This is a genomic window from Synechococcus sp. LTW-G (genome assembly GCF_054459035.1).
The window spans coordinates 205,170-231,282 of sequence record NZ_JBTKYW010000002.1; the positions used below are offsets into that span (position 1 = coordinate 205,170).

Here is a 26,113-nt window from a genome sequence, read left to right on the forward strand (position 1 = left end):
GCGGAGACGAGAGACTTGCGCGATCTTGCATCGCCGCGTGCCCGTGCTGTTGTTCGCCCCGTTTGCTTACGCCACTGCCGGTGATGCAGCGGATGGTCTGCTCAATGGTCTGAGCATTGAGGATCTCCAGCGTTGGACGCTGATCTATCTCGGGATTTCGGTGCTGGCGTTTGTGCTGGTGTGGCTCATCGGTTACCTGCGCCGCGCGGGCTGACCGTTCAGTCCAGTTCGATCAGGTTCAACTGCCGCACCGGTGACTGTTCATCGATGAAGCCATAGGCGGCGAAGACCCCGTCATCCCTGTGGGTGATGTGTTGGCCATCGCTATGGCGCTCCAGCACAAATCCCTCAGAGGCCATCCGACGCATCAGGGCCGCGGCTTCTTCAAAGCGCGAGGCCATCGCCTCGAGGCTGGCGCAGTCGCCCGTCAGTCCTGTTTCCTTCCAGGTGAAGTAGGCCATGGCTCAGGAGTGCTGACTTGACCGTAGGCGCCCTCAGCAGCTTGCGCCTGGCCAATAAAAAAGGGGGTTGCCACACCCCCTTGAGAATCTCCCTTGCCCGACCCGAAGGTCGTGGGTGAATGATGCGCTGCCTCAAGGCTTTGAACTGTTGCTCTTGTAACGCTCTGCGCTCTCTGTGGGCTCCCGCTGACAGGGTTGGGTGATCAAAACAACCGTTTGGCCATGACTTCAACGGGCCGCGCTGTGCGATTGATCGTATTGATCCTGTTGCTGGCCCTTGGGGTGGTGATGTGTACCTGGCTCGGGGATGGTCCGCCCCCTGTGAACAACACAGAGGCGGATGAAGCAATGCCTGCGCTGCAGGCCCAATAGTTCTGATTGCCCTGGACAACCTGCCTGGCTTGCGTAACGATTAAGACCGAACTTCTTGGTTTGGCGGCAAAGCAAAGCAATGCCCACTCCAAAGCTTTGGCAAGCGGTTTGAGTTGATGGAGATCCTGATCCATCTCCCTGCCGTGATGGTCGCTGCTTCGGCGGCTTTCATGGGCTACTCCTATTACTCCGCGGCCGTCCAGCGGGCAGCCAAGCGGGAGCGACTGCGTCAGCCGGGCTATTCCCAGGTCGTGGGCTTCTCGCCTCGAACCCTGGATCCGCAGCGCTTCGATCTGGAGCAGCCTCGCGATTGGGACGTGGCCGCATGAGTCAGCGCTGGCCTTGGCTCGTGCTGTTGCTCTTGGGGACCCTTGCTGCCGTGGTGGCCTGGTTCTGGGTGGACCACCGCCAGGTCTGTGCCCGCTGGGCCTCGATGCAGCTGACAGATGCCGAAGCGATGCAGCAATTGCGCCTGAAGCCCGGCCGCTACAACGCCTATTCCACGGTTCTTGGCTACTGCCGTTACTACCGAGCCGGCTCAGGCCAGCAGCAGTAACCCCAGGGCGGCCAGGGCAGCACTGATCAGCCAGAACCCAACGACAACCTGCTGTTCGGCTGCTCCGCCCAGTTCGAAGTGGTGATGCAAGGGCGCCATGCGGAAGACACGCCTGCCGACTCCATCGGGGCCTTTGGTGGCTTTGAAGACCCAGACCTGAACGATCACCGAGAGGGACTCCGCCAGGAAGATTCCCCCCATCAAGAGCAGGGCCCAAAGGCTGTCGCTCAGCAGCGCGACGGCCGCGAGGGCGGCGCCCATCGCCAGGGAGCCGGTGTCTCCCATGAACACCCGTGCCGGGTGTCGATTGAACAGCAGAAAGCCCAGCCAGCAGCCGGCCATGGCGGCGGAGAAGGCGGCCAGGGCGGGGTCCCCCTGGTTTCCCCTCAGCATCAGCTGGACCCCCATGCCGCTGAAGACGATGGCTCCGCATCCGGCCGCCAGGCCATCGAGGCCATCGGTGAGGTTGGTGGCGTTGCTCTCCGCCAGAAAGACAAACAATCCCAGGGGCCAGATCAAGAGGCCCAGCGGCAGGATCCAGCCCAGGGGCAGGGCGATGCTGTCTGGGATCAGTTCATGCCAAGCGGCCCAAGCGAGGAAGCCGCCGGCACTGAGGGCCTGCAGGAGCAGCTTGCCGCTGGGGGAGAGGCCGGTGTTGTGGCGCTTGGTCAAGCTGCGCCAGTCATCGAATCCGCCGATGGCCATGTAGGCCAGGGTGATGGCCGCGACTCCGGGTAGGCGCAGGTCGCTGGGGGCAATCAGCCCACCGATCAGGACGCCGACAGGCATCACCAGCAGTCCACCCATGGTCGGGGTGCCCGCTTTGCTGAGGTGGCTCTGCGGCCCCTCCTGGCGGATGACCTGGCCCAGCTTGAGGTTCCGCAGGCGCGGCACACCCCAGGCGCACACCACCGCGCTGATCGCTGCGGCCACGAGCAGGGGCGCGGTGAGCTGCGGCGTCCGCGTGAACCAGTCGCAGCCGGCACAGACTCCAAGCAGCAACAAGCCCAGCAGCAGCGCCAGTTGGCGGCTGTTGCTGGGCATCGAGGCGATGAGCCTGGTGGTGGAGACCACAGAGGTGGGGGGAATCAGTCCTCCCAGTTTTCCTCGTTTTGCTCGTCGTCGGCTTTGTAGTCCTCTTTCTCGCCCATCAGTGCGGAGAGTTCTTCTTCTTCCACGGTGCTGACGTCGCTGGTGGCGGCTTCCTCATCAACCACCAGGCGGCCGCTGGTCTCGAGCCAGCTCAACAGGTCGGGCTCCTCCCGCAGGGGCAGCACCGGGGCGGGTTCGCTGCGGCCGTAACGGGTCAGCGAGGGGTTAATGCCATCCAGCTGGGAGAGGCTGGTGCTGAGGTTGCTGCTCATCGCGTGAGGCCCGTCGGACGTCGGTGTACAGGTTTGCCGGGTTCGTAGCTACCCAGCTGGCGCCAATCCGCCATCCTATCTGAGACTCTCCCCAAGGCTCTTATGACATGGCGGCTCTGGCCTGCTTGGGGTGCAGCCCTGGCCATCAGTGCGGGCTTGGTCTGGGCCGGGAAGCGTTGGAGCACGCCCCTGCTGGAGCAGTCCTGGGCCCTCGCGCGGCCTGAGCTGGCAGCGGTTCTGGCCTTGGCCCTGGTGCTGGTTCCGCCTTTGGGCATGGCCGGTTGGCTGGCCTTCCAGATGATCCGCCACCACGACAGTGGAGAATCGATCGATTGCGCGCATGGAGAGCGTTGATGGGCCGGGCCAAGAAGGCTGTGCTGGCGTATTCCGGTGGTGTGGATACCAGCGTCTGTATTCCCTATCTCAAGAACGAGTGGGGCGTGGAGGAGGTCATTACCTTCGCTGCGGATCTGGGACAGGGGGATGAGCTTGAGCCCATCCGTCAGAAGGCTCTGGACTCCGGTGCTAGCCAGTCGATCGTGGGTGACCTGATCGAGCCGTTCATCCGTGATTTCGCCTTCCCGGCGATCCGGGCCAACGCCCTCTACGAAGGTCGCTATCCCCTCTCCACGGCCCTGGCGCGTCCTCTGATCGCCCGCCGCCTGGTGGAGATTGCCCGCGAAGTCGGTGCGGATGCCGTGGCCCATGGCTGCACGGGCAAGGGCAACGACCAGGTGCGCTTCGACGTGGCGATCGGCGCTCTGGCGCCGGATTTGAAGGTCCTGACCCCGGCGCGGGAATGGGGCATGAGCCGTGAGGAGACGATCGCCTACGGCGAGCGTTGCGGGATCCCTTCCCCGGTGAGCAAGAAGTCGCCCTATTCGATCGACCTCAACCTGCTGGGTCGCTCGATTGAGGCCGGACCTCTGGAGGATCCCAACGTGGAACCCCCTGAGGAGATCTATGCCCTCACCGTCAGCGTGGAGGCGGCCCCGGAGCAGGCCCAGGTGGTGGAGATCGGCTTCGAGAACGGCAATCCCGTCAGTATCGATGGCGAGCGCCTGGATCCCGTCAGCCTGATCCGCCGCGCCAATGCCCTGGCCGGCAGCCACGGCTATGGCCGTCTCGACATGATCGAGAACCGCGTGGTGGGGATCAAGAGCCGTGAGATTTACGAAACCCCCGGTTTGCTGCTGCTGATCAAGGCCCACCAGGAACTGGAGAGCCTGACCCTGGCGGCGGACGTGCTGCGCAGCAAGCGTCAGCTGGAGCAGCAGTGGGCCGATGTGGTCTACCAAGGCCTGTGGTACGGCCCGTTGAAGGATGCGCTGGATGGCTTCATCGATCGCACCCAGCGCACCGTCAACGGCACGGTCAAGGTGAAGCTGCACAAGGGCAACGCCACCGTCGTCGGCCGCAGCAGCGCCAACAGCCTCTACGTGCCTGACATGGCCACCTACGACGCAGGGGATCAGTTCGATCACCGCGCCGCCGAGGGCTTCATCTACGTCTGGGGTCTGCCGACCCGTCTCTGGGCGAACAGCCAGCGCTAGGGCCTGCTTCAGGCCGCCACGGACGGGTCCTGGTTCTGGGGCCAGAGCGCCCGCACCCGGGATCCCATCCGCTGCTGCGCCGGCTGCAGTGGAAGCACCAGGGGCTCCTCCCGCTGGGAGCCCTGCTGGAGCCGTTCGTTGTCGGCGCTCAAGAGCCGCTGGCGCTCAAGGATTGGCTCGAGCCGCTGGCTGAACTTCCGCTCAAAAATGCCGGGCAACTCCGCCAGCAGGGCCTCCAGTTCGGCGATCTGCTCCTGTGCGCGCTCCAGCTCCTGTTGGCTTTTGGCCAAGGCCGCCTGCAGGTCTTGGTGCTCCAACGGCTGGTCAACAAAAAACCTCCTGGAACCTAACCAAGGCTCCAGGAGGGAACAAGGGGCGAGATGCCTTTCGAGATCAGGCGTCTGCGGTCTGCAGAGCGGCTTCGTCGCTGGTGGCCTGGGGGGCAGGGCCGCTGCGGGGAGCCGGCAGGGGGCCGTCCTGCTTGACGGTCAGGTAGCGGATCACGTCTTCGCTCAGGCGCATGGCCTTCTCGAGAGCTGCCACCTGTTGGCCGTCGCCGTTGTGGGCCAGCTGCACGTAGATGCCTTCCTTGTGCTTGGCAATGGTGTAGGCCAGGCGGCGCTTGCCGCGCATCTGGCAATCCAGAACCTCAGCACCGGCTTCGGTGACGAGATCGCGGTACTTGGTGATATGGGTTTCCACCTCTTCCTCCGGGATGTCCGGACGAAGGATGTACATCGTTTCGTAGTAGGGCTGCGACATGGCTTACGCGATCCGACGTGGACGCCGAAAGGGACGGTGGCTGATGGGGTGGGGGTGAGCCCGGTTCATCAGCGGCGGATCGTCCACCCTACAGCTGCATGCGAACCGCTTCAGACAGGCTGGGGATGTCGGCTTCCTTGCCGCGCAGGCACTGGATGATCCCGAACAGCACCAGCACGAGCATCCCCAGGAAGACGGTGTTGGCCAGGGTCCGCACCGCAAAGTTCCCGCCCAGGGGGGCGAGCAGCAGGTTGAACGCCAGGGACAGCACGATCAGGATGATGTCCAGCAGGATGGCTTGCAGGGCGTTGAAGCGGATGAAGTAGGGGACCCGCTGGTTGCGCACCACGCCCAGAAAGAGCACCAAAAACAGGATGAACCCGCCGAAGGGAATGGCCTGCTCGATCAGCACCAGCGGCAGGGCCGGCAGGCTCAACCACTGCAGAACTGGAAACAGGCTCGTCAGGGAGCGCCCGAAGGGCAGACCATCGCTCCAGGGCAGGAGATAGGTCAGCAAGGCCAGAAGCCGCTGCCAACTGGGGATCGTCATCGCACTCCGTCGCCTTGGGTGTGACGTTAGAGCTGGCGCAGGGCGGCCTGGTGCATGACCTCGACGGGCACCTCGCTCCTGCCGCTCCAGAGGCGCAGGGAGGCGGCCCCCTGCTCCACCAGCATGCGCAGGCCATCCAGGCTGCGGCAGCCTTTGGCCGTTGCCCGCTGCAGCAGCGTGGTCGGCCGAGGTGTGTAGATCAAGTCGTAGACCCAGGCCTCGGCTGAAAGCGCCGCGAGTTCGCTGTCACTGAGGGGGCAGGCCTGGGCGGCGGCGGGGTCCGTGGCCGAGGCCATGCCCACGGGCGTGGTGTTCACCAGCAGATCCGCCTGGGCGAGGGTTGCGGCGATTCCGCTGTCCCAGCTGAGGGTGCTGAGTTGGGGCGCCCAGGGCTGGCAGTCCGCCTGGAAGGTCTCGAGGGCTTCCGGCCGTCGCCCGGCCAGAACGATCTCGGCAAAGCCCAGCTCCACCAGACCGGCGACGACGGCGCGGGCACTGCCGCCGCAGCCGAGCACCAGCGCCCGCTTGCTGCTCCAGCTGACCTCCCGCAGCGGCGCGCAGAAGCCTTCCACATCGGTGTTGGTGCCAAGCCAGCCGCCCCCCTGGCGTGGCACCAGGGTGTTGACGGCCCCCAGGCGCTCGGCCAGGGGGCTCAGCTCGCTGCAGAGCGGCGCCACGGCCTGCTTGTGGGGAATGGTGACGTTGAGGCCGCGGCAGCCCATCGCTTCGAGGGCCTGGATAACGGTGCCCAGCTCAGCCGTTGGCGCGGGTAGGGCCAGGTAGGCCCAGTCCAGGCCCATGGCCTCGAGCGCCGCGTTGTGCATCACCGGCGAAAGGGAGTGGCGCACCGGATCGCCCAGTACCCCCACAAGCGCGGTGCTGCCTTGGATTCGGGCCTCGGCGTTCACGGTGGTTCGGGCACTGTTCGGCAACCACACCTAGCCCCACCCGGGTGCCGCTGCAGAGGATGTCTGCAGTTCAGAGGTCACCCATGGGCAAGGTTGTCGGTATCGACCTTGGCACCACCAACAGCTGCGTGTCAGTCATGGAGGGCGGCAAGCCCACCGTGATTGCCAATGCCGAGGGCTTCCGCACCACGCCTTCCGTGGTGGCATACACCAAAAACCAGGATCAGCTGGTGGGTCAAATCGCCAAGCGCCAGGCGGTGATGAACCCGGAAAACACCTTCTATTCCGTCAAGCGTTTCATCGGACGCCGGGTGGACGAGGTGAACGAAGAGTCCAAGGAAGTGAGCTACGGCGTCGAGAAGGCCGGCTCCAACGTCAAGGTCAAGTGCCCCGTCCTCAACAAGCAATTTGCTCCTGAGGAAGTCAGCGCTCAGGTCCTGCGCAAGCTGGCCGAAGACGCCGGTAAGTACCTCGGTGAGACCGTGACCCAAGCGGTCATCACCGTTCCCGCCTACTTCAACGACTCCCAGCGCCAGGCCACCAAGGACGCCGGCAAGATCGCTGGCCTTGAGGTGCTGCGCATCATCAACGAGCCCACCGCGGCTGCCCTGGCCTACGGCCTGGACAAGAAGAGCAACGAGAAAATCCTGGTCTTCGACCTGGGCGGCGGCACCTTCGACGTGTCCGTTCTTGAGGTGGGCGACGGTGTCTTTGAGGTGCTCTCCACCTCGGGCGACACCCATCTGGGCGGTGATGACTTCGACAAGGTGATCGTTGATCACCTGGCCGACACCTTCAAGTCCAACGAAGGCATCGATCTGCGCAGTGACAAGCAGGCCCTGCAGCGCCTGACCGAGGCCGCTGAGAAAGCCAAGATCGAGCTCTCCAGCGCGACCCAAAGCGAGATCAACCTGCCGTTCATCACGGCAACCCCCGAGGGCCCCAAGCACCTCGACCTGACCCTCACCCGGGCCAAGTTCGAAGAGCTGGCCTCCAAGCTGATCGACCGTTGCCGCGTGCCCGTCGAGCAGGCCCTGAAGGACGCCAAGCTCGCCTCCTCCGAGCTGGATGAGGTGGTGATGGTGGGTGGTTCCACCCGCATCCCCGCGGTCCTCGAGCTGGTGAAGCGCGTCACCGGGAAGTCCCCCAACCAAACCGTGAACCCCGATGAGGTGGTGGCCGTGGGTGCCGCCATTCAGGGCGGTGTGCTCGCCGGTGAGGTCAAGGACATCCTTCTGCTGGACGTCACTCCCCTGTCCCTGGGCGTGGAAACCCTGGGCGGTGTGATGACCAAGATGATTCCCCGGAACACCACCATCCCGACCAAGAAGTCGGAGACCTACTCCACCGCTGTGGACGGTCAGACCAACGTCGAGATCCACGTGCTCCAGGGCGAGCGCGAGATGGCCAGCGACAACAAGTCGCTTGGAACCTTCCGCCTCGATGGCATCCCCCCTGCCCCCCGTGGAGTGCCCCAGATCGAAGTCACCTTCGACATCGACGCCAACGGCATCCTGAGCGTCACCGCCAAGGACAAGGGCAGTGGTAAGGAGCAGAGCATCTCCATCACCGGCGCCTCCACCCTCAGCGACAACGAGGTGGAGAAGATGGTCAAGGACGCCGAGGCCAACGCCAGCGCCGACAAGGAGAAGCGCGAGCGGATCGACGTGAAGAACCAGGCCGAAACCCTGGTGTATCAAGCCGAGAAGCAGCTGGGCGAACTGGGCGACAAGGTGGGTGCTGAGGACAAGGCCAAGGTCGAGTCCTCCTCCGCCAAGCTCAAGGAAGCCATCGAGAAGGACGACTTCGACACGATGAAGTCCGAGCTCGAGACCCTGCAGCAGGCCCTCTACGCCGCCGGTGCCGCCGTCTACCAGCAGGCCGCTGGTGCTGAAGGCGCTGCAGCTGGTGCACCTGGTGCTGATGCTGGTGCCGCCGGCGATGACGTGATCGACGCCGAGTTCACCGAGTCCAAGTGATTCAGCGCTCACGGGCGTGAGCCATGACCCCCGGCTTCGGCCGGGGGTTTTTTGTGTCTTGAAGCCCTTCAGCAAAAAAAAGCCCATCTCCATGCGGAGATGGGCTTTGGGGATTAGACGCTTCGGGTCTTATTCGCCGATGCTGGCGACGGCGGCCCGTGCTTTTTGGAGCACGTTGCCCGGCAGGCTCACGTAGCCCAGGGCCGGGGCATTGGCCTGAGCCGCATCGCTGAGGGTGTAGTTGAAGGCCTGCTGCAGGCTCTTGAGCTTGTCGCCGTTGCCGCTCTTGTAGAGCAGGATCCAGGTGAAGGTGACGATCGGATAGCCCGCCTTGGGATTGGGGTTGCTGCCCGTCAGGTTGGGACCCAGATCGATGCTGCCCAGGGCCTCAGCCGCTTCTTTGGTGGTGGGTTTGGCGTAGCTGCCACCTGCGTTCTGCAGGGCAGCGGCCTGTAGATCACCGCGTACATAGGAGCTCTCGACGTAGCCCAGGGCGCCCTTGATCTGCTGCAGGCTGGCGGCCATGCCCTCGTTGCCCTTGGCGCCAAGACCGATGGGCCACTTGATCGATTTTCCGGAGCCCGGACCCGAGGCCCAGGCGGGGCTGAAGGCCGAGAGGGACTTGGTGAAGTTGTAGGTCGTGCCGGAGCCGTCGGAGCGGTAGACCACCTTGATGGCCTGATCACCGCAACCCAGGTCGCTGTAGTTGGTGATCTTGCCTTCGAAGATTCCGACCAGCTGCTGTTGGGTCAGCTTCAGTTCGCAGCCGGGGTTGTTGTAGGCCACGGCGATCGCACCGGCGGTCATGGGGACCTGCACGGCACCGCGCTTGATGCCGGCGGCGTCCTCGTCGCTGAGGGGTTTGTCGCTGGCGGCGAAGTCAACGGTGGCGGCCTCGAACTGGCGGATGCCAGCGCCTGAACCCACCGACTGGTAGTTGACCTTCACCTCGCCCTTGGCGGCCAGGTCCTGGAACCAGCGCAGGTAAATCGGAGCGGGGAAGGTGGCTCCGGCACCCTGCAGGCGGGCGCTGGATGCACCGCCGCCAGAGCCAGAGCCTCCGCAGGCCGTCAGGGCCAGGACGGCCAGGAGGCTCAGGGGTACCAGGGTGCGGGTGCGAAGCATCGTCGGCAGATGTCGACAAGAGCCCCAAGGCTAAAGAAGCCCCTTCAAGTGGTCAGCCTTGTTCGATCTGCTCAGCCACCCAGGAGGCCGTGGCCGGAGCCAACAGGACGCCATTGCGGTAGTGGCCGCTAGCCAGCAGTAATCCCGGTTCGAGCTGCTCCAGCAGCGGTGCGGGCCGGCCGAGGGGACGGGCCCGCAGCCCCTGCCACTGACGCAACACCGTGGCCCGTTGCAGCCAGGCTGGGGCCTTGCCGTCGAGCTCGCGCAGGGCGAGCAGCTGCTCGGGCTGTCCCTGCCGTTGATCGATTTCCACCGTGGCGCCTAGCCAAAGGCGCCCCTGGGGCCGCGGCACCAAATTGATGCCGCTCCAGCTCAGGCTGCCCGGCCAGTTGAGGGGAGCCTGATCACCGTCGGCGAGTTGCAGCTCAAGGGCCTGGCCGAGCACCGGGTGTTGGGGGCGCTCGTGGCCCAGGGGCTCCAGCAACGCTGAACTACTCAGGCCGGCACTGAGGACGACCCAGTCGTAGGACCCCTGTCCGCCGACGACGCGCCATTGACCGCTTCCGCTGCGCTCCAGCCCGCGGACCGCCGTCGCGTTGAGCTGGACCCCAAGCCGTGCCCCGTCCTCCTGCAGCGCCCGCATGGCTGGGATGGGATCGAGTTGGCCGTCCTCCGGGGAGAGAAGGCCTCCGAGGGACGGTTGGGGGATGAGCGGCCTGAGGGCCTCGAGTTCTGCGGGATCCAGCAGGCGCAGGTCCTGCCGCTGCTCCGCAAGTTGGGCCTGCGCCTCTTGCTCGGCCGCCGTGGTCGCGAGCTGCAGGAGGCCGGGGCGAAAGGGCAGGACATGGCCCCGCTGCTCGAGCTCCTCCCGCCACTGCCGCCAGAGGGCGTGGGACTGCTGCCGCAGCCTCCAGCCCCGGCCGCTGCTGCGGCGAAAGACGCGAGCCATCAATAGCCCTAGGGCAGCGCTGCTGCCGGCGTCTGCGCCTTGGGCTTGCCCCAGCCGGGGGTCAAACAGCGTGACCTGGTGCCCGCTCCGCTGCAGGTGCCAGGCCACAGAAAAGCCCACCACGCCGGCTCCGATCACGCAGATCGAGTAGGGCCGGCTGGTGGGCAGGGGGTTCAGCGGATTCAGATCTGCTTGAGGTCGGACTGAACCTGCTCAGGAAGGATCTGGGCGTAACGACCGAAACCGCTAGCGACCTTGATGTAGGACTTGCTGAGGTTGTTGGCGTCCTGCAGACGGGCGGCTTCGTCGAGGTCGGCCAGGGCGGCCTTCAGATCGGTGGCCAGCTTGGTGGCCTCAGCGCGGTCGCCGGGCAGCAGACGCTGGTTGATGTAGAGCATCTCGCGGCCCACTTCCTGCATGGGGCCGTGGATCAGGTTGCGGGTGAAGACCCAGTTGCGCTCATTCACCAGGGTGGCGAGCTCAGGCAGGCGGTCGCGCGCTGCCAGGAAGCCTTCGGCCTGGCGCTCGATCACGGTGATGTCGTCAGCACTCAGGGTGGGGGCCTTCGCTTTGGCGCCACCGCAGGCGGTCAGGCCAAAGCTGATCACCAGAGCGAGGGCCGCCAGGGCCAGTCGCCGCAGGCCGGAATAGAGCGGTTGAGCAGCCATTGTTGCTGAGCTTGATTGCGGGACTTTACCCAGGGCAACTGGCCTGGGAGCTCTCCATAACGAGCTGCAACGGCTTGAACGGCAGAATTCAGGTCTCCCGGGCTTTGATGCCATTCCATGACGGCTGCTACCGCCATCCTTCAGATGATTTGCCCGGACCAGCCGGGTCTTGTGCGGGAGCTCTCCGGTTGGGTGGCTGGCAACGGCGGCAACATCGTCCACGCCGATCACCACAGCGACCAAGGGGCTGGTCTGTTCCTAAGCCGCATCGAGTGGCAGCTCGAGGGGTTTGGGTTGCCCCGGGAAGCGATTGCTCCGGCGGCGTCCTCCCTGGCGGAGCGCCTGGGGGGTGAACAGAGGGTCACCTTCTCGGATCAGTGCCCGGCTGTGGCGATCTTCGTCAGCAAGCAGGACCACTGTTTCTTGGATCTGCTCTGGCGTGTGCGCACCGGCGAGTTGCCGATGCGGGTGCCGCTGGTGGTCTCCAACCATCCCGATCTGGGTTCGATCGCCGAGGAGTTCGGCGCCCAGTTCGCCCATGTGCCGATCAACAACGCCAACCGCCAGGAGGCCGAGGCCCGTCACTTGGAGCTGCTGAAGGAGCACGGCATTGAGTTGGTGATCCTGGCCAAGTACATGCAGGTGCTGACACCAGCCTTTTTGGCGGCCTTTGACCCGCCGGATGCCTTCCACCGGGTGATCAACATCCACCATTCCTTCCTGCCGGCCTTCATGGGGGCGCAGCCCTATCACCGGGCCTGGGAGCGGGGGGTGAAGTTGATCGGGGCCACCGGGCACTACGTGACCGACGAGCTCGATGCGGGCCCGATCATTGCCCAGTCCACCGTCAACGTGAGTCACCGCGATGAGGTGGAGGATCTGATCCGCAAAGGCCGCGATACCGAGCGTCTGGCCTTGGCACGGGCGGTGCGCTTGCATCTGAAGCGACAGGTGATGGTCTACCGCGGCCGTACAGCGGTGTTCGAATGACCCAGCTCTGGCGCAAGCCGCTGCAGGCCGGTTTGGTGTTGCTGGATGGGGAGCGGCCGGCGGCGGCGACCCTCTGGGGTTGGCGTTGCTTCCAGGTCGCCCTGCTGCTGCTGCCGGCCAGTGCGCTTCTGGCGGGGTTGCTGCTGTTTGTGGCCTTGATCCTGGGGAGTCGTCAGCCGACCGCCTGGCGGGACGATCGGGTCAATTGGCTGCTGGCTGGCATCGGTCTGTGGATGCTCCTGGGCTGCTTCACCGCCTCCAGCGGCTGGCTGGCCTGGGTGGGCCTGGGTAATTGGCTTCCGTTTTTCTGGGCGTTCTGGGCCTATCAGCCCTATCTGGCCACACCGGAGGCCCGGCGCCGGGTGGCCCTGTGGCTGGTGGCCGGCACCGTTCCGGTTCTGGGGACCGGCTTTGGCCAGATGGTGCTCGGCTGGAGCGGCCCCTATGAACTGTTGGGTGGGGCGATCGTCTGGTGGATCCGCGGTGGTGGCAATCCCCCTGGGCGGCTCTCGGGCCTGTTTGATTACGCCAACATCACGGCGGCCTGGCTGGCCTTGAGCTGGCCTTTGGTGCTGGCGGCCTTTCTGCAGCACTGCCGCCGCTGGCGCTCCGGCCCGCTGGCCTTTGGGCTCTGGGGCATCAGCTTTGCCCTGGTGGTCACCCAGGTGGCCGAGATGCTGGCTACCGACTCCCGCAACGGTTGGGGTGCTCTGGTCCTGGCGCTGCCGATCGTGCTGGGCCCGGGGCGCTGGATTTGGTTGATGCCCCTGCTGCTGTTGGCGCTGGTGCCCGTTGCCCTGGCCACCCTGCCGGGGGTGCCGGCGGTGATTCAGGTCCCCCTGCGGGAGATCGTTCCCCAGTCGATCTGGGGACGCCTGAACGATTTCAATTCCCATGGGGAGCGGCCCCTGGCGTTGACGCGTCTGAGTCAGTGGGGCTCGGCCCTGGGGCTGGTGGGCGAGCGTCCTTGGCTGGGCTGGGGGGCGGCGGCCTTCAGCGTGATCTATCCCCTGCGGACGGGCCATTGGCATGGCCATCCCCACAACATCGCCTTGGATCTGGCCCTCAGTCACGGTCTGCCGGTGGCCGTGGGTCTGGTCGGTCTGGTGCTGTGGCTCTTGATCCGCGGCGTGAGGCTTGGCATGGCCAGTGGCGCGCTGTTTGAGCGGGCCTGGTGGGCCGCGGCGCTGGTGCTGGTGGTGCTCCATGCCACCGACATCCCGATGTACGACAGCCGCCTGAACATCGCCGGTTGGATCCTGCTGGCGGGTCTGCGCTGCCGGCTCTAGGCCAGGGCTTCGTCGTGGTGCTTGCGCAGGGTGGCCTTGGGTAGGGGGCCCTTGAGGTGCTCCCAGGGCAGGACCCGATCGGCGTCCCATGCCCCGTGGATGACCTCCTCCCAGGGGGGCAGGGGCGTCTCGGCTTCGCGGTAGGCCTGCTTCCAGCCGCCGAGTTTTTCGTGGCGGCCGCGCACCGCGGCGATCACGGGTGCAAGGCGCCGGTCACTGCGGGAGAGCAGCGCCTGAATCACGCTCCAGCCGTAGCTCTCGGGGCGCAGGTCGATGCCCTTGGGCTTCAGCCGTTTGGCCAGGAGTTTCAGCCGTTTCTCGGCTTCGGGGCGGACGCCCTGCCATTGGAAGGGGGTGTGGGCCTTGGGCACAAAGGTGCTGACCCCGAGCGATAGGCGCAGGCCTGGGGTGGCCTTCTTGAGCTGCAGCAGCAGGTCGGCGGTGGCCTCAACATCGTCCTCGGTTTCCGAAGGCAGGCCGGCCATGCCGTAGAGCTTCAGGCCGCTGAGGCCGCCTTCTTTGGCGTAGCGGGCCGCGGCGTAGATCTCCTCGGTGGCCAGCTTTTTGTTGACCACCTCGCGCATGCGCTCGCTGCCGCTCTCGATGGCGATGGTCAGGGACTTGCTGCCGCGTTTGGCCAGGATCCGCCCCAGCTCGGGGGTCACGGTGGCGGCACGCACGGAGCTGACGCTGACCCGGGTGTCGTCAAAACGGTCCTGATCGAGCCACTGCAGTAGGTCGCTGAATTGCGGGTGCTGGGTGACCGAGGCCCCCAAAAGCCCCAAGCGTTGGGTGGCGCCTAGGCCCTTTTCCACGGCCGGGATGAGCCCGTCATCGAGGCTCGGCGTGCGGAAGGGCAGGGTGAGATAGCTGGCCAGGCAGAAGCGGCAAAGCTCCGGGCAGCTGCGCACCACCTCGACCATGTGGATAGAAGGCCAGGCCGCCTCCGGGGTGATCACCGTGGAGTGGCTCAGGGTGTTGCCGCGCCAGGTCTGCTTTTCCACGGTTTCGGGAATGCCGGCCTCGATTGGTTCGATCGCCAGCAGGTCGCCGCATTCGCCGTAGCGAGGGGCATAGAGCGACGGGACATAGACACCGGGCACCTCCGCCAGGCGCCGCAGCCGCTGCTGGCGCGGGGCGGTTTTGCAGTCCTGCAGGGCATCGATAAAGGCCGGCAGCAGCAGCTCGCCATCCCCGAGCAGCACCGCGTCAAAGAAGGGGGCTAGGGGCTCGGGGTTGGCGGTGAGCACCGGCCCTCCGCCAAAGACGATCGGGTCGTTGTCGCCGCGCTCGCTCGCCCAGATCGGGATGCGCTGCTGCTCCAGCAGATCCAGCAGCACCGGCCCGTCGAGTTCCCAGCTCAGGGACAGGCCAAAGAGATCGCAGTGGCGGTGCTGCGGATCGCCCTGGTCGGTGAACAGCCGCCGCACATCCACATCGGCGCGCTGGGCCAAGGTCGCCCAGACCACCTGGTAGCCCAGGCTTGTGATCCCCACGGTGTAGGTGCTGGGGAAGGCCAACACTGCCCGAAGGGCACCCTGCTGCGCAGCAGCTGGCTCAAACAGCAGGGTTTCTTGGTTCAAAGGTCCCGCGGGCTGAGCGGAGTGCCCGGCAGTTTCATCTCCCCTTGGGTGCTGGTGGCACTGCTCTGCAGGGCCAGCTGGCGTTGGTAGATCGAGTGCTCGTGGGTGATGCGGGAGACCACGAAGCTCACCACGGCGCAGACGAACAGGGGCTTGAGGATCAGCAGGTCCTTGGTCAGGGCAAAGACCAGGAAGACCGCCGTGATCGGTGTGCGGGAGCAGGCGGCGATGAAGGCCGCCATTCCGGCGAAGACGTAGGTGCTTGGGGCATGGCCGGAGAGGTGCTCGGCAATGCCTGCGGCGGTCAGCCCCAGGGCGCCGCCCAGGGTGAGCATCGGTGCAAACAGGCCGCCCGGGGCCCCGGTGGCGGCCGCCAGGCCGGTGGCGAAAAACAGCAGGGTGAAGATGCCCACGGCCTTGTTGATCTCGACGTGGCCGTCGACGATCGTGTGCTGGAGGGCCGCGTTGTTGCGGAACTCAGCCGGCAGGGCGGCGTAGAGGCAGCCCAGGGCGATGCCGCCCAGCAGCATCCGCACCACGATCTTTCCGGAGAAGAAGCGCTGCCCCAGGGACTGCATCTTCACCACGTAGCGGGTGTAGAGCTCCGCCAGCAGGCCCACCACAATCCCCAGGGCCACCAGATAGATCAGGTCCTTGGGCAGGAACTGAATATCGAGGTTGTACTCGCTGCTGATCTGGAAGCCCTTCTGGCCGATGCCCGCGCTTTGCTGGCCAAAGCCAGCCAGGCCCATGACGTCGGCCCAGAAGCTGCCGGCGAAGGCCGTGCCGAGCACCAGCAGCAGCAGGATCGGACCGGACTTCCGCAGCAGCTCCTCAATCGCATAGAAGAAGCCCCCCAGGGGGGCATGGAAGACGGCTGCGATCCCTGCGCCGCCGCCGGCCGCCACGATCACGCGCAGCAGCGAGGGCGGGGCCTTGAACCAGCGGGCCATCTGCCAGCCCACGGAACTGCCCATCTGAACGGCCGGACCCTCGGGCCCAAGCGGGAAGCCACTGCCAATGGCCAGGATCCCCGCCAGCAATTTGACGATGGCCACCTGCAGGTTCATCGGCAGGCTTTGGCGCGAGAGGAAGCGCATCACCTGCGGGATCCCCGAGCCCGCCGCCGTTGGCGCCAGGGTGCTGATCAGCACCGCCGAGAGCAGGCCGCCGATCCCTCCCATTAAGGGCAGGACCAGCCAAGGGCTGGCGGTTTGCAGGAGCCCCAGGCGCCAACTGCCCAGCCAGCCCACGCCCGTTTTGAACAGCAGGCCGGCGGCCGCAGCCCCCAGGCCGGTGACGATCAGGGTGAGGACGACGGCCGGCCAGCGTTGCTGGACCATCCGCTCCAGGTTGCGGCTGGTCCTCCAGGACTGCAGTTCCAGCTTCAGGCCATGGGTCTGCAATGCCCTCAGACCCCTGCCAGGACCTTCGCCTCGTCGTCGCTACTGACCACGCGACCGCTGTCCTCAAATCCCTCGATCTGATCGAAGTTCAGGTAGCGGTAGAGCTCAGCGCCCTTGGGATCGATCTTGGCGGCTGCGATGGCCAGGTATTGCTCCTTGCTGGGGAGTCGGCCCAGCTGGGCGCAGACCGCAGCCAGCTCGGCGCTGCCCAGATACACCTGGGCGCCATTGCCCAAGCGGTTGTTGAAGTTGCGGGTGCTGGTGGAGAACACCGTGGAGTTGTCCTCCACCCGCGCCTGGTTGCCCATGCAGAGGGAGCAACCGGGCATCTCCATGCGGGAGCCGGCCTTCTCGAAGATGGCGTAGTAGCCCTCCTGCTTGAGCATCTCCTCATCCATCCGGGTGGGTGGGCAGACCCAGAGGCGAGCCGTGTTCTCCCCTTGTCCCTCCAGGACGGTGGCGGCGGCGCGGTAGTGGCCGATGTTGGTCATGCAGGAGCCGATGAACACCTCATCGATCTGACTCCCGGCCACATCCGAGAGGGTTTTGACGTTGTCGGGGTCGTTCGGGCAGGCCAGGATCGGCTCGGTGATCTCATCGAGGTTGATCTCGATCACCGCGGCGTACTCAGCGTTGGTGTCGGCTTCCATCAGCACGGGATTGGCCAGCCAGTCCTCCATGGCCTTGATCCGGCGGGCCAGGGTGCGGGCATCGCTGTAGCCCCGCGCGATCATGTTCTTGAGCAGCGCCACGTTGCTGCGCAGGTACTCGCTGACGGTCTCCACAGAGAGCTTGATGGTGCTGCCGGCGCAGGAGCGCTCGGCGGTGGCATCGGTCAGCTCGAAGGCTTGCTCCAGCTTCAGGTCGGGTAGGCCCTCGATCTCCATGATTCGGCCGCTGAAGATGTTCTTCTTGCCGGCCTTCTCCACCGTCAGCAGCCCCTGCTGGATCGCGACGTAGGGAATGGCATTCACCACATCCCGCAGGGTGACGCCGGGCTGCAGGGAGCCGGAGAACTTCACCAGCACCGACTCGGGCATGTCCAGGGGCATCGCACCGATGGCGGCGGCGAAGGCCACCAGGCCGGAGCCGGCGGGGAAGGAGATGCCCAGGGGGAAGCGGGTGTGGCTGTCACCGCCGGTGCCCACGGTGTCGGGCAGCAGCATCCGGTTCAGCCAGCTGTGGATGATGCCGTCGCCGGGGCGCAGGGCGACGCCGCCGCGGGAGCTAATGAAGTCGGGCAGCTCGGCGTGGGTCTTGAGGTCCACCGGCTTGGGGTAGGCCGCGGTGTGGCAGAAGCTCTGCATCACCAGATCGGCGGAGAAGCCCAGGCAGGCCAGCTCCTTCATTTCATCGCGGGTCATCGGCCCGGTGGTGTCCTGGGAGCCGACCGTGGTCATCAGCGGCTCACAGCTGGTGCCGGGGCGCACGCCCGGCAGGCCGCAGGCCTTGCCCACCATTTTTTGGGCCAGGGTGAAGCCCTTGCCGGTGTCGGCGGGGGCACTGGGCCGGATGAAGAGGTCGCTGGCGGGGAGTCCCAGCTGGGCGCGCACCTTGTCGGTCAAGGCACGGCCGATCATCAGGGGGATGCGGCCGCCGGCACGCACCTCATCGGTGATCGTGCTCGGCTTGAGCTCGAAGCGGGCCACCACGTCACCGGCATTGGCCTCGCCCGCTGCCCGCTCGATCGTGCCGGCGTAGGGGCGAATGGTGATGACATCGCCGGAGTTCAGGGCGGTGACATCGCACTCAATCGGCAGGGCGCCGGAGTCCTCAGCCGTGTTGAAGAAGATCGGCGCGATCTTGCCGCCGAGCACCACGCCGCCACTGCGCTTGTTGGGCACGTGGGGGATGTCGGTGCCGGTGTGCCAGAGCACCGAGTTGATGGCGGATTTACGGGAGCTGCCGGTGCCGACCACGTCGCCGACGTAGGCCACGGGATGGCCCTTTTTCTTGAGCTCGGCGATCAGATCCAGGCCGCCGGGCATCCGGGTCTCGAGCATCGCCGTGGCGTGCAGCGGGATGTCCGGACGGGTGGTGGCGTGGGTTGCCGGGGAGAGGTCATCGGTGTTGGTCTCGCCTTCCACCTTGAAGACCGTGACGGTGATCTCCGCCGGCAGCTCGGGCTTGGCGGTGAACCACTCGGCATTGGCCCAGCTATCGATGACCCGTTTGGCCTGGGTGTTGCTGGCGGCCAGCTCCAGGACATCGTTGTAGGCGTCGTAGACCAGCAGGGTGCGGCAGAGCCCAGTCGCGGCGGCGTCAGCGATGGCTGCGTCCGCGTGGGAGAGCAGCTCGATCAGGGCGCCGACGTTGTAGCCGCCGATCATGGTGGCCAGCAGCTTCACCGCTTCCACGGGAGCGACCAGGGGGCTGGTGGTTCTGCCCTGGGCCACGGCACTGAGCCAGTCCGCTTTGACGTAGGCCGCCTCATCCACGCCGGGGGGGATGCGCTCCGAGAGCAGATGCAGCAGGAACTCCTCTTCCCCGGCGGGGGGTGCCTGCAGCAGTTCAGTCAGGGCCTGGGTTTCGGCGGCTGTCAGCGGCAGGGCGGGGACCCCTTGGGCTTCTCGCTCCGCAGCGGCGGCGCGGTAGTCGGCAAGGAAGCTGCTGGCGGACATCGGCGCTGGAACCCCAGGGGGCCTCGATCGGTGGACGTCCGACCATTGTTCTTTGCCGCCGGTCCCCCCCGATGTGACGAACGATGCGACTGGGCTTTTAGGGTGGGTTGCTCCGAGCCCCTGGGATGGTTGCCGGCATGATTCCCACCTCTGATCTCCACGTGGTGGAAACCCGGCCCCTGGTGGCGCCCACCCTGCTGCACGGGGAGCTGCCACTGAGCGAGACCGCTGGGCGCACCGTGCGCGAGGCCCGCGAGCGCATCAAGGCCATCCTTCGGGGTGACGACCAGCGTTTGCTGGTGATCGTTGGACCCTGCTCGGTCCATGACGTGGAGGCGGCCCAGGAATACGCCGCCGCCATCGCTGAAGAACACAAGCGCCACCGCGATCAACTCGAGGTGGTGATGCGGGTCTATTTCGAGAAACCCCGCACCACCGTCGGTTGGAAGGGGTTGATCAACGACCCGCATCTGGACGGCAGCTACGACATCAACACCGGTCTGCGCCTGGCACGCGGCCTGCTGCTGCATCTGGCCGACATGGGGCTACCGGCTGCCACGGAGCTGTTGGACCCTGTCGTTCCCCAGTACATCGCTGATCTGATCAGCTGGACGGCCATCGGCGCCCGCACCACCGAAAGCCAGACCCACCGGGAAATGGCCTCTGGGCTGTCCATGCCCATCGGTTTCAAGAACGGCACCGACGGCAGCGCCATCACCGCCATCAATGCGATGGAGGCGGCAGCACGCCCCCACCATTTCCTGGGCATTAATAAGGATGGCCAAGCGGCCATCGTCACCACCACCGGCAACCCCGACGGGCACCTGGTGCTGCGGGGCGGCAAGCAGGGCACCAACTACCACCGAGAGGCGATTGAAGAAGCCTCGGCTGCTCTGGTGAAAGACGGACTGCCGGCTCGGGTGATGGTGGATTGCAGCCACGGCAACTCCAATAAGGACTACCGCCGTCAAGGCGAGGTGGCGGCGCAGGTGGCTGAGCAACTGCGGGCGGGCTCCCGCGATGTCATGGGCGTGATGATCGAGAGCCATTTGGTGGCTGGTAATCAGAAGATCAGCCCCGATCGCTCGGCCCTCACCTATGGCCAGAGCATCACCGACGCCTGCATCGATCTGCAGACGACCCGTGAGGTGCTGGCGAGCTTGGCTGATGCGGTTGCGGCGGCCCAGAGCGCTTCTGTCGTCGCGGTTTAAGCGAAGCGTTTTGCTCAATTAGCACTCGAAGATCGAGAGTGCTAATTGCCTTCGGTGCTCAATAGTGTGGTTTAAAACTGTTGGCAGTGAGCAGAATCTTCTGCCTGTCCAATTACCTTGTCTGCAACTGAAAGGGGGCTGCCTATGGCCTATCTGCTGCAGTTTTTTGGTCTGTCTGATCCGTTGCAGCTGTTTTACCTGCAGCAAAGTTCCGTGGATGGTGCCGGTCCGGTGTTCACGGGCTTTCGCCCGGTTCAGCTGGATGCCTTGATGGCCTGGGCCCTGGAGACCGCCAGTTGCCGCCAGTGGGATCCAGAGCTGACCCAGCGCAGTGTGATGAACGCTTGGATGGAGCGCGCTGAGGCGATCCGCCAGTGGCAGTTGTGTTTGCGCAGTGAACCGGGAGAGACCCAGTTGGTCACCGGCCTTGGCACCCAACGGGACTGGGAGCAGCGCTGTGAGGCGATGCTCAGGGCATAGCGAGTTGCCAGAGATAAGCGGTGGCTAACGGCACGCTCAGGTTGTCGAGGCCAAAGCCACTCAGTTGCTCGAGCCCCGTGGCGGCGATCGCGATGGCAGCCGCAGCCACCAAGCTGGGTGCGGCTGCGCCCGTTCCCTGGGCGACTCCGATCAATAGGGCCAGGACCAGCCAGCTGGTGAGGGCCATGGTCGCGGTGCCCGCCAGGGATTTGGTTTGCCCGAAGATCTGCCAACGCGCTGACTGGATCTGGGGGCCCACCAGCCCCGCGAGTCCATCGCCGCAGGCCATTACCAGAACGCCTGCGGCCACGGGTAGCGGTTGCTGGGGCCAGAACAGGGCCAGGAGAATCGTGATCGAGGCGCCGTAGGCAATCGTCCCGTAGCTGTGGCGTCCGACGTCCTCGACGGCAGGCAGCAGGCGGAAGCGGTGGTTCAGGGCGGTGCCCAGCGTGACCAGGGCCGCGGCGCCCAGGGCCAGGCCTCGCGGAATCGCAAAGGCCCAAGCCAGGAGTACGACCGCGCCCGTACCGATGTGGACGACCTTGCGGCTCCACTCCTTCTGTTGCGGCCAGCGCCGGCGTACTGCCAGGGCCGTCAGCAGCACAGCAGCAAGCCAGGCCAAGACAGCGGCCACGCCCAGGAGCTGTTGCGTGACCACAGAACTCAGGCGATACGGCTCAAGCAGCCTGCTGGTAGTTGGTCATCAGGCGCAGCTTGAGAATCGCTTTCGATTCCAACTGACGCACCCGTTCGCGGGAGACGTTGATCTGGCGTCCGATTTCCGCCAGGGTCAGGGGCTCTTGGCCGGCGAGTCCAAAGCGCAGTTCGATGATCTTGCGCTCGCGCTCATTGAGCTGTGAGAGCCAGGTGCCCAGGTGCTCCTTCTGCAGGTTGCGATCCATGGAATCCATGGACTCGTTGCTATTGGGATCCGCGATCAGCTCGCCGAGGGTGCTCCGGTCATCGTCGCCCCGGGCATGGGCATCGAGGGAGGCGCAGGGGGCGCTTTGGGTGATCAGCTCTTCCAGTTCTTCCGGCTGCATGCCCATGGCATGGGCCAGCTCCAGGCGGTTGGGTTGGCGGCCAAAGCGATGGGAGAGCTCGCGGGTGATGCGACGCATCTTCGAGAGCTTCTCGCTCACGTGAATCGGCAGGCGAATCGTGCGGGCGCTGTTGTCGATGGCCCGGGTCATGCCCTGGCGAATCCACCAGTAGGCATAGGTCGAGAACTTGTAGCCCATGGCGGGGTCGAACTTGTCGACGGCTCGCTCCAGACCAATCGCGCCCTCTTGGACCAGGTCAAGCAGTTCCAGGCCTTGGTTCTGATATTTCTTGGCGACGCTCACGACGAGCCGCAGGTTGGCGGCCATCATTCGATCCCGGGCGCGGGTGCCCATCCGGATCTGATGTTTTTGGCGGGCGGTGAGTTCGGCGGCGGGGAGCTCCTGCAGACGCTTCATCGCCTGCACATGGTGAGCCAACTCAATCTCTTCGGCGGGAGTGAGGAGGGGTACCCGGCCGATATTGCTCAGGTACCAGCCGATCGAGTCAGCACTAAGGCGACCTCCCTGCCGGGACGCGGCGGATCGAGCCGTTGATTTGTTGCTCGAAGAGCCTGAAGCAGCGGGCTTGTTTGCAGGCATGGCAGCAGATGCGCAGGCTTCGGAGGTTGCTTTGGGCGGTTGGTTGTCTCTGCAGGGTTGCAGAACTGAACTAAAGGCCGCAAAACGAATTGATTTGGCCGGAATGTAGCACTCCTGGCCACTGCGAGATGTCAGGAATTGGAAGACTTACTAAGGCCTTTTCGTTCGTTTTTCTTTCTGTTTGTAGCCCTCGCTACGCGCCCGCCTCGACAGGGATCAGGCCCTTTCTCCAGCCATCGATCAAGTTGGCTTGCACGGCGATGTTGTCCTCTTCGGGAATGCGGCGGCTGAAGCTGCCATCGCTCTGCATGTCCCAGGCTGTGCAGTTGTCATTGAGATAGCTGTCGATCAGCCGTGTCAGCCGTTCGTGTAGATCGGGATCTTCGATGGGGACCACCGCTTCGACGCGCCGGTCGAGATTGCGACCCATCCAGTCGGCACTGCCGATATACGTCTCGTGCTTGCCGCCGTTCTCGAACCAGAACAGACGGGAGTGCTCCAGGAAGCGACCAATGACGCTGCTCACCCTGATGTTGTCGCTGACACCCGCCAGCCCAGGCCGCAAGCTGCACATCCCGCGCACCACGAGGTCGACCTGGACACCTGCTTGGGAGGCCTCGTAGAGCAGGGCGATGATGCGCGGGTCCACCAGGGCATTCATCTTGGCCTTGATGGCGGCGGGCTGACCGGCCTTGGCGTGCTCGATCTCCCGTCGGATGAGTTCTTGCATGCGGCGCCGCAGGCTCACCGGCGCCACCAGGAGGCGCCGGAAATCCTGTTGCTTGGAGAACCCCGTCAGATAGTTGAACAGTTCGGCCAGGTCCTGCCCCAGTTCCGGCCGGGCGGAGAGCAGACCCAGGTCCGTGTAGAGGGCTGCGGTTTTGGAGTTGTAGTTGCCTGTGCCGATGTGGCAGTAGCTGCGCAGCAAATCCTTTTCCTTGCGCACCACCAGCGTGATCTTGGTGTGGGTTTTCAGGCCGATCACCCCGTAGACCACGTGGACGCCTGAGCGCTCCAGTTGGCGGGCCCACTGAATGTTGTTGTCCTCGTCGAAGCGTGCCTTGAGCTCGACCAGCACCATCACCTGCTTGCCGTTCTCTGAGGCGCGAATCAGGGCGGCAATGATCGGGGAGTCTTTCGAGACCCGATAGAGAGTCATCTTGATGGCCAGCACCGAGGGGTCATCGGCGGCCTGATTGATGAACTCCTCGACGGAGGTGGAAAACAGGTCAAACGGGTGGTGCAGGAGCACGTCACCGCGGCGCAGCACCGAGAAGATGCTGGTGAATTCCTCGGCCTTAATCGAGCCGTCCTCCAGGAGGCTCTTCTGAGCCCTGGCCAGGCTGGTGGGAGTGCGGCCCCGGTGCGGGGCATCCTTCAGGGCCGGCAGCGGAATGGCCAGCAGGCTCATCAGGTCATCGAGGCCCAGCGGACCGCCGACCCGATAGAGATCCTCCGGTTCAACGCCGGTGCCCTCCAACAGCAGTTCCACCACGGCATCAGGCATCTCATCGGCGACCTCCAGGCGCACCACCTCCCCGCCCATCCGTCGTTTGCGCAGGCCCTGCTGCAGGGCCTCCATCAGGTCGTCGGCTTCCAGGTCCCGTAATTCCAGGTCCGCATCTCGGGTGACCCGGAAGAAGTAGTGCCCTTCCACTTCCATCCCAGGGAAGAGCAGCTGCAGGTTGAAGGCCACCACCTGCTCCAGGGGGACGGCGGTGAAGACCGGTTGCGGTTCGGTGGTGCTCAGTTCGGCCGGCAGTTCGACAAACCGCGGCAGGTTCTTTTGCGGGACCTTGACCCGGGCGAATTGTTGAACGCCGCTATCGGGATCGCGGATTAAGGCCGCGATGTTCAAGCTCAGGTTGCTGATGAAGGGGAAGGGGTGCGCCGGGTCCACCGCCAGGGGCGTGAGCACCGGGAAGATGGCGCGCTGGAAGTAGTCGTTGACCCAGGCCTTCTGCTTCTGATTCAGTCCCCGGTAGTCGAGAAGATGGACGCCGGCCTCGGCCAGCTGGTGCTTCAGGTAGTGGCGGTAGTGGGCCTGTTGTTGCTGCAGCAGCGGTGCGAGTTCTTTGCGCACCAGCGCCAGCTGTTGGGTGGGGGTTAGTCCGTCGTCGCTCAGGGTCTGAACGCCTGCTTCCACCTGTGACTTCAGTGAAGCCACACGGACCATGAAAAATTCGTCGAGGTTATTGCTGAAGATCGCGCTGAATTTGGCCTGCTCCAGCAGCGGCGTGTGCTCGCTCAGGGCTTGGGCCAGCACCCTCTGGTTGAAGGCGATCCAGCTGAGCTCCCGATTGATGTAGAGCTCCGGAGCAACCACTGGATCAGCCATGGATGACCCATCACTTTCTGCTGATCAACGTAGCAATCAGAAGGGATCTCAGGCGTGTTGCTCGCGACGCGGCAGGCCTCCAGCCACCAGGGCTGCGACCCCCGCGAGCACCGTGATGCCCAGCCAGAAGGGACTGCGTTGTCCCACCACGTCGTAGGCCAGGCCGGCGAGGGGAGGGCCGATAAAACTGCCCAGGCTCTGGAGGCCCTGAAGGCTTCCCAGGGCTGCCCCCTGGCCGGAGTCATCCAGGCGCCTGGATACCAGGGCCCGCAGGCAGGGGGTGACCAGGCCGGTACCGAGCGCCAGGATCGCAACGGCGGGGAAGACGACACGGGTGGCGTTGTCGGCGGTGGCCATCGGCACCAGCAGGCAGCCGGCGATCACGAAGCCCAAGCCAGCCAGGGTCAGTCGCCATTCGCCAAAGCGTTTCACCAGAGGTCCGATCAAGCCCCCCTGGACGACCGTCGCCACGATGCCGACCACCAAGAAGGCATTAGCGGCTAAGCCCGGTCCCCAATCAAAGGCCTGTTTGAAATAGAGGACCAGCACGGCTGTGAAGCCGTTGAAGGCAAGAAAAAAGAGAAAGAACGCCCCACACAAGCGCCGCACTTGGGGGTTGGTGAACACCTTCTGCAGGGCGATCAAGGGATTGAGGTCCCGTTTGCGTGGCATCGCCAGCCGCGCCTCGGGCGGGTGGGTTTCTGGCAACAGCAGCAGCACCAGCACCAGGTTGATCAGGGCGAAGGCCGCGGCGGCCCAAACCGGCAGGGTGACATTGGTCTGGGAGAGCAGGCCGCCAAAGGCGGGGCCCAGGATGAAGCCCAGGCCGAAGGCCACGCCAATCAGACCAAAAGCCTTGGCACGGTTTTCTGGGGTCGAGATATCCGCGAGCACTGCCCCGGCCGTGGCGGCGGTGCCGCCGCTCACCCCATCAATGAGTCGGGCGGTAAACAGCAGGATCAGGGGAAGGCTCGTCCCGGCGGCCCAGGGAATGGCCTGCCAATCAATGCTGACCGTGATCGCAAAGAGGCTCAAGCCGAGCACCGAGCCCGCCACACAAATGCCGATGACGGGTTTGCGGCCAAAGCGATCGCTCAGGGAGCCAATCAGGGGGGTGACGGCGAATTGGGCGATCGCGTAACTCCCGGCCAGCAGTCCCAGGGTGCGGCCGTTGTCCGTGAAGCTCGCCAGCAGGAACGGCAGCAAGGGGAAAACAATGCTTTCCCCGAGCCGATCATTCAGCAGCGTGAGGAACGCGCAGAGAGAGGTGGAGGGCCGTTTCCAGCTCACAGGGATGTCCCCAGT

General features: G+C 65.2%; 27 protein-coding genes. 10 read left to right on the forward strand and 17 right to left on the reverse strand.

Annotated features, from left to right (window positions below):
- Positions 1-37: 37 nt before the first annotated feature.
- Entirely contained in the window at positions 38-214 is a 177-nt protein-coding gene (locus ACXIQ9_RS04995; RefSeq protein ID WP_247476649.1) for a cytochrome B6, read from the forward strand.
- Positions 215-218: 4 nt separating this feature from the next.
- Here ACXIQ9_RS04995 and ACXIQ9_RS05000 read toward each other — a convergent pair whose 3' ends face one another.
- A complete protein-coding gene (locus ACXIQ9_RS05000) occupies positions 219-461 on the reverse strand; it encodes a hypothetical protein (protein WP_459015947.1) in 243 nt (80 codons plus the stop codon).
- A gap of 488 nt (positions 462-949) precedes the next feature.
- On the opposite strand from ACXIQ9_RS05000, the gene ACXIQ9_RS05005 reads away from it, so the two are divergent.
- On the forward strand, positions 950-1,162 hold the full coding sequence (locus tag ACXIQ9_RS05005) for a hypothetical protein (protein ID WP_459015948.1): 213 nt from the start codon (positions 950-952) through the stop codon (positions 1,160-1,162).
- The gene (locus ACXIQ9_RS05010) at positions 1,159-1,389 is read left to right on the forward strand and encodes a hypothetical protein (RefSeq protein WP_029626059.1); all 231 of its coding nucleotides are present in this window, start codon (positions 1,159-1,161) and stop codon (positions 1,387-1,389) included. The genes ACXIQ9_RS05005 and ACXIQ9_RS05010 overlap by 4 nt, the downstream gene beginning before the upstream one ends.
- Here ACXIQ9_RS05010 and mraY read toward each other — a convergent pair.
- Positions 1,372-2,433 carry a phospho-N-acetylmuramoyl-pentapeptide-transferase gene (mraY, locus tag ACXIQ9_RS05015; protein WP_459015949.1) on the reverse strand — a complete coding sequence of 354 codons (1,062 nt, stop codon included), beginning with the start codon at positions 2,431-2,433 and terminating at the stop codon, positions 1,372-1,374. The genes ACXIQ9_RS05010 and mraY overlap by 18 nt on opposite strands.
- A 44-nt stretch (positions 2,434-2,477) precedes the next feature.
- Entirely contained in the window at positions 2,478-2,753 is a 276-nt protein-coding gene (locus ACXIQ9_RS05020; RefSeq protein ID WP_010313850.1) for a DUF3134 domain-containing protein, read from the reverse strand.
- A 102-nt stretch (positions 2,754-2,855) separates the two neighbouring features.
- Here ACXIQ9_RS05020 and ACXIQ9_RS05025 point away from each other — a divergent pair, with 102 nt between their 5' ends.
- Both ACXIQ9_RS05025 and ACXIQ9_RS05030 read left to right on the forward strand, forming a co-directional pair.
- Positions 2,856-3,107, forward strand: a complete 252-nt coding sequence (locus tag ACXIQ9_RS05025) for a hypothetical protein (protein WP_459015950.1) — start codon at positions 2,856-2,858, stop codon at positions 3,105-3,107.
- On the forward strand, positions 3,107-4,306 hold the full coding sequence (locus tag ACXIQ9_RS05030; protein ID WP_010313846.1) for an argininosuccinate synthase: 1,200 nt from the start codon (positions 3,107-3,109) through the stop codon (positions 4,304-4,306). Before ACXIQ9_RS05025 ends, ACXIQ9_RS05030 begins: the two co-directional genes overlap by 1 nt.
- A gap of 8 nt (positions 4,307-4,314) precedes the next feature.
- Here the strand turns inward: ACXIQ9_RS05030 and ACXIQ9_RS05035 are convergent, their stop codons facing one another.
- From ACXIQ9_RS05035 to ACXIQ9_RS05050, 4 genes are all read right to left on the reverse strand, one after another.
- A complete protein-coding gene (locus tag ACXIQ9_RS05035; protein WP_459015951.1) occupies positions 4,315-4,623 on the reverse strand; it encodes a hypothetical protein in 309 nt (102 codons plus the stop codon).
- Positions 4,624-4,699: 76 nt separating this feature from the next.
- On the reverse strand, positions 4,700-5,068 hold the full coding sequence (rpsF, locus tag ACXIQ9_RS05040; RefSeq protein ID WP_029626057.1) for a 30S ribosomal protein S6: 369 nt from the start codon (positions 5,066-5,068) through the stop codon (positions 4,700-4,702).
- Positions 5,069-5,156: 88 nt separating this feature from the next.
- The gene (locus ACXIQ9_RS05045) at positions 5,157-5,618 is read right to left on the reverse strand and encodes a Tic20 family protein (protein WP_010313838.1); all 462 of its coding nucleotides are present in this window, start codon (positions 5,616-5,618) and stop codon (positions 5,157-5,159) included.
- Between the two features lie 26 nt (positions 5,619-5,644).
- Entirely contained in the window at positions 5,645-6,526 is an 882-nt protein-coding gene (locus tag ACXIQ9_RS05050; protein WP_459015952.1) for a shikimate dehydrogenase, read from the reverse strand.
- A gap of 83 nt (positions 6,527-6,609) precedes the next feature.
- On the opposite strand from ACXIQ9_RS05050, the gene dnaK reads away from it, so the two are divergent.
- Positions 6,610-8,505: a molecular chaperone DnaK gene (gene dnaK / locus ACXIQ9_RS05055; RefSeq protein ID WP_010313834.1), complete on the forward strand. Its 1,896-nt coding sequence runs from the start codon at positions 6,610-6,612 to the stop codon at positions 8,503-8,505.
- A 129-nt stretch (positions 8,506-8,634) separates the two neighbouring features.
- Here dnaK and pstS read toward each other — a convergent pair whose 3' ends face one another.
- Genes pstS through psbQ form a run of 3 tightly spaced genes read right to left on the reverse strand, consistent with a single transcriptional unit; the run spans position 8,635 to position 11,247 of the window.
- On the reverse strand, positions 8,635-9,630 hold the full coding sequence (gene pstS, locus ACXIQ9_RS05060; RefSeq protein WP_459015953.1) for a phosphate ABC transporter substrate-binding protein PstS: 996 nt from the start codon (positions 9,628-9,630) through the stop codon (positions 8,635-8,637).
- A 52-nt stretch (positions 9,631-9,682) separates the two neighbouring features.
- Entirely contained in the window at positions 9,683-10,717 is a 1,035-nt protein-coding gene (locus ACXIQ9_RS05065) for an NAD(P)/FAD-dependent oxidoreductase (RefSeq protein WP_459015954.1), read from the reverse strand.
- Positions 10,718-10,761: 44 nt separating this feature from the next.
- On the reverse strand, positions 10,762-11,247 hold the full coding sequence (gene psbQ, locus ACXIQ9_RS05070) for a photosystem II protein PsbQ (RefSeq protein WP_010313827.1): 486 nt from the start codon (positions 11,245-11,247) through the stop codon (positions 10,762-10,764).
- Positions 11,248-11,364: 117 nt separating this feature from the next.
- Between psbQ and purU the strand changes: the two genes are divergently transcribed.
- Together purU and ACXIQ9_RS05080 are read left to right on the forward strand one after the other, a co-directional pair.
- A complete protein-coding gene (gene purU / locus ACXIQ9_RS05075) occupies positions 11,365-12,237 on the forward strand; it encodes a formyltetrahydrofolate deformylase (protein WP_459015955.1) in 873 nt (290 codons plus the stop codon).
- Entirely contained in the window at positions 12,234-13,526 is a 1,293-nt protein-coding gene (locus tag ACXIQ9_RS05080; RefSeq protein ID WP_459015956.1) for an O-antigen ligase family protein, read from the forward strand. Before purU ends, ACXIQ9_RS05080 begins: the two co-directional genes overlap by 4 nt.
- On the opposite strand, the gene ACXIQ9_RS05085 is transcribed toward ACXIQ9_RS05080, so the two are convergent.
- From ACXIQ9_RS05085 to acnB, 3 genes are read right to left on the reverse strand one after another with little or no spacing between them, the layout of a single operon-like run.
- Complete coding sequence (locus ACXIQ9_RS05085) at positions 13,523-15,049, reverse strand: B12-binding domain-containing radical SAM protein (RefSeq protein ID WP_459016092.1); 1,527 nt, start codon at positions 15,047-15,049, stop codon at positions 13,523-13,525. The two genes, ACXIQ9_RS05080 and ACXIQ9_RS05085, sit on opposite strands and share 4 nt — an antisense overlap.
- Before the next feature lie 56 nt (positions 15,050-15,105).
- Positions 15,106-16,515, reverse strand: coding sequence for a ClC family H(+)/Cl(-) exchange transporter (locus ACXIQ9_RS05090; RefSeq protein WP_296418500.1), 1,410 nt, complete (start codon positions 16,513-16,515; stop codon positions 15,106-15,108).
- A 5-nt stretch (positions 16,516-16,520) separates the two neighbouring features.
- Positions 16,521-19,136 (reverse strand): bifunctional aconitate hydratase 2/2-methylisocitrate dehydratase, encoded by a 2,616-nt coding sequence (acnB, locus tag ACXIQ9_RS05095; RefSeq protein WP_459015957.1) that lies wholly within the window; start codon positions 19,134-19,136, stop codon positions 16,521-16,523.
- A gap of 137 nt (positions 19,137-19,273) precedes the next feature.
- Here acnB and ACXIQ9_RS05100 point away from each other — a divergent pair, with 137 nt between their 5' ends.
- Both ACXIQ9_RS05100 and ACXIQ9_RS05105 read left to right on the forward strand, forming a co-directional pair.
- Positions 19,274-20,347 carry a 3-deoxy-7-phosphoheptulonate synthase gene (locus ACXIQ9_RS05100; protein ID WP_459015958.1) on the forward strand — a complete coding sequence of 358 codons (1,074 nt, stop codon included), beginning with the start codon at positions 19,274-19,276 and terminating at the stop codon, positions 20,345-20,347.
- Between the two features lie 144 nt (positions 20,348-20,491).
- Entirely contained in the window at positions 20,492-20,827 is a 336-nt protein-coding gene (locus ACXIQ9_RS05105) for a hypothetical protein (RefSeq protein ID WP_010313812.1), read from the forward strand.
- On the opposite strand, the gene ACXIQ9_RS05110 is transcribed toward ACXIQ9_RS05105, so the two are convergent.
- The 4 genes from ACXIQ9_RS05110 to ACXIQ9_RS05125 form a co-directional block, all read right to left on the reverse strand.
- Entirely contained in the window at positions 20,817-21,485 is a 669-nt protein-coding gene (locus ACXIQ9_RS05110) for a diacylglycerol/polyprenol kinase family protein (RefSeq protein WP_247476676.1), read from the reverse strand. The two genes, ACXIQ9_RS05105 and ACXIQ9_RS05110, sit on opposite strands and share 11 nt — an antisense overlap.
- Positions 21,486-21,504: 19 nt before the next feature.
- The gene (locus tag ACXIQ9_RS05115; protein ID WP_029626052.1) at positions 21,505-22,470 is read right to left on the reverse strand and encodes an RpoD/SigA family RNA polymerase sigma factor; all 966 of its coding nucleotides are present in this window, start codon (positions 22,468-22,470) and stop codon (positions 21,505-21,507) included.
- 193 nt (positions 22,471-22,663) lie between these two features.
- The gene (gene ppk1 / locus ACXIQ9_RS05120) at positions 22,664-24,808 is read right to left on the reverse strand and encodes a polyphosphate kinase 1 (protein WP_459015959.1); all 2,145 of its coding nucleotides are present in this window, start codon (positions 24,806-24,808) and stop codon (positions 22,664-22,666) included.
- 48 nt (positions 24,809-24,856) lie between these two features.
- Complete coding sequence (locus tag ACXIQ9_RS05125; protein WP_010313804.1) at positions 24,857-26,098, reverse strand: tetracycline resistance MFS efflux pump; 1,242 nt, start codon at positions 26,096-26,098, stop codon at positions 24,857-24,859.
- Positions 26,099-26,113: the final 15 nt, after the last annotated feature.

What these genes read in the sequence shown, in the direction of transcription:
- ACXIQ9_RS05000 (WP_459015947.1), bottom strand. Translation starts at nt 461, where the DNA reads ATGGCCTACTTCACCTGGAAGGAAACAGGACTGACGGGCGACTGCGCC.
- ACXIQ9_RS05005 (WP_459015948.1), top strand. Translation starts at nt 950, where the DNA reads ATGGAGATCCTGATCCATCTCCCTGCCGTGATGGTCGCTGCTTCGGCG.
- ACXIQ9_RS05010 (WP_029626059.1), top strand. Translation starts at nt 1,159, where the DNA reads ATGAGTCAGCGCTGGCCTTGGCTCGTGCTGTTGCTCTTGGGGACCCTT.
- mraY (WP_459015949.1), bottom strand. Translation starts at nt 2,433, where the DNA reads ATGCCCAGCAACAGCCGCCAACTGGCGCTGCTGCTGGGCTTGTTGCTG.
- ACXIQ9_RS05020 (WP_010313850.1), bottom strand. Translation starts at nt 2,753, where the DNA reads ATGAGCAGCAACCTCAGCACCAGCCTCTCCCAGCTGGATGGCATTAAC.
- ACXIQ9_RS05025 (WP_459015950.1), top strand. Translation starts at nt 2,856, where the DNA reads ATGACATGGCGGCTCTGGCCTGCTTGGGGTGCAGCCCTGGCCATCAGT.
- ACXIQ9_RS05030 (WP_010313846.1), top strand. Translation starts at nt 3,107, where the DNA reads ATGGGCCGGGCCAAGAAGGCTGTGCTGGCGTATTCCGGTGGTGTGGAT.
- rpsF (WP_029626057.1), bottom strand. Translation starts at nt 5,068, where the DNA reads ATGTCGCAGCCCTACTACGAAACGATGTACATCCTTCGTCCGGACATC.
- ACXIQ9_RS05045 (WP_010313838.1), bottom strand. Translation starts at nt 5,618, where the DNA reads ATGACGATCCCCAGTTGGCAGCGGCTTCTGGCCTTGCTGACCTATCTC.
- dnaK (WP_010313834.1), top strand. Translation starts at nt 6,610, where the DNA reads ATGGGCAAGGTTGTCGGTATCGACCTTGGCACCACCAACAGCTGCGTG.
- pstS (WP_459015953.1), bottom strand. Translation starts at nt 9,630, where the DNA reads ATGCTTCGCACCCGCACCCTGGTACCCCTGAGCCTCCTGGCCGTCCTG.
- psbQ (WP_010313827.1), bottom strand. Translation starts at nt 11,247, where the DNA reads ATGGCTGCTCAACCGCTCTATTCCGGCCTGCGGCGACTGGCCCTGGCG.
- purU (WP_459015955.1), top strand. Translation starts at nt 11,365, where the DNA reads ATGACGGCTGCTACCGCCATCCTTCAGATGATTTGCCCGGACCAGCCG.
- ACXIQ9_RS05080 (WP_459015956.1), top strand. Translation starts at nt 12,234, where the DNA reads ATGACCCAGCTCTGGCGCAAGCCGCTGCAGGCCGGTTTGGTGTTGCTG.
- acnB (WP_459015957.1), bottom strand. Translation starts at nt 19,136, where the DNA reads ATGTCCGCCAGCAGCTTCCTTGCCGACTACCGCGCCGCCGCTGCGGAG.
- ACXIQ9_RS05100 (WP_459015958.1), top strand. Translation starts at nt 19,274, where the DNA reads ATGATTCCCACCTCTGATCTCCACGTGGTGGAAACCCGGCCCCTGGTG.
- ACXIQ9_RS05105 (WP_010313812.1), top strand. Translation starts at nt 20,492, where the DNA reads ATGGCCTATCTGCTGCAGTTTTTTGGTCTGTCTGATCCGTTGCAGCTG.
- ACXIQ9_RS05115 (WP_029626052.1), bottom strand. Translation starts at nt 22,470, where the DNA reads ATGCCTGCAAACAAGCCCGCTGCTTCAGGCTCTTCGAGCAACAAATCA.
- ppk1 (WP_459015959.1), bottom strand. Translation starts at nt 24,808, where the DNA reads ATGGCTGATCCAGTGGTTGCTCCGGAGCTCTACATCAATCGGGAGCTC.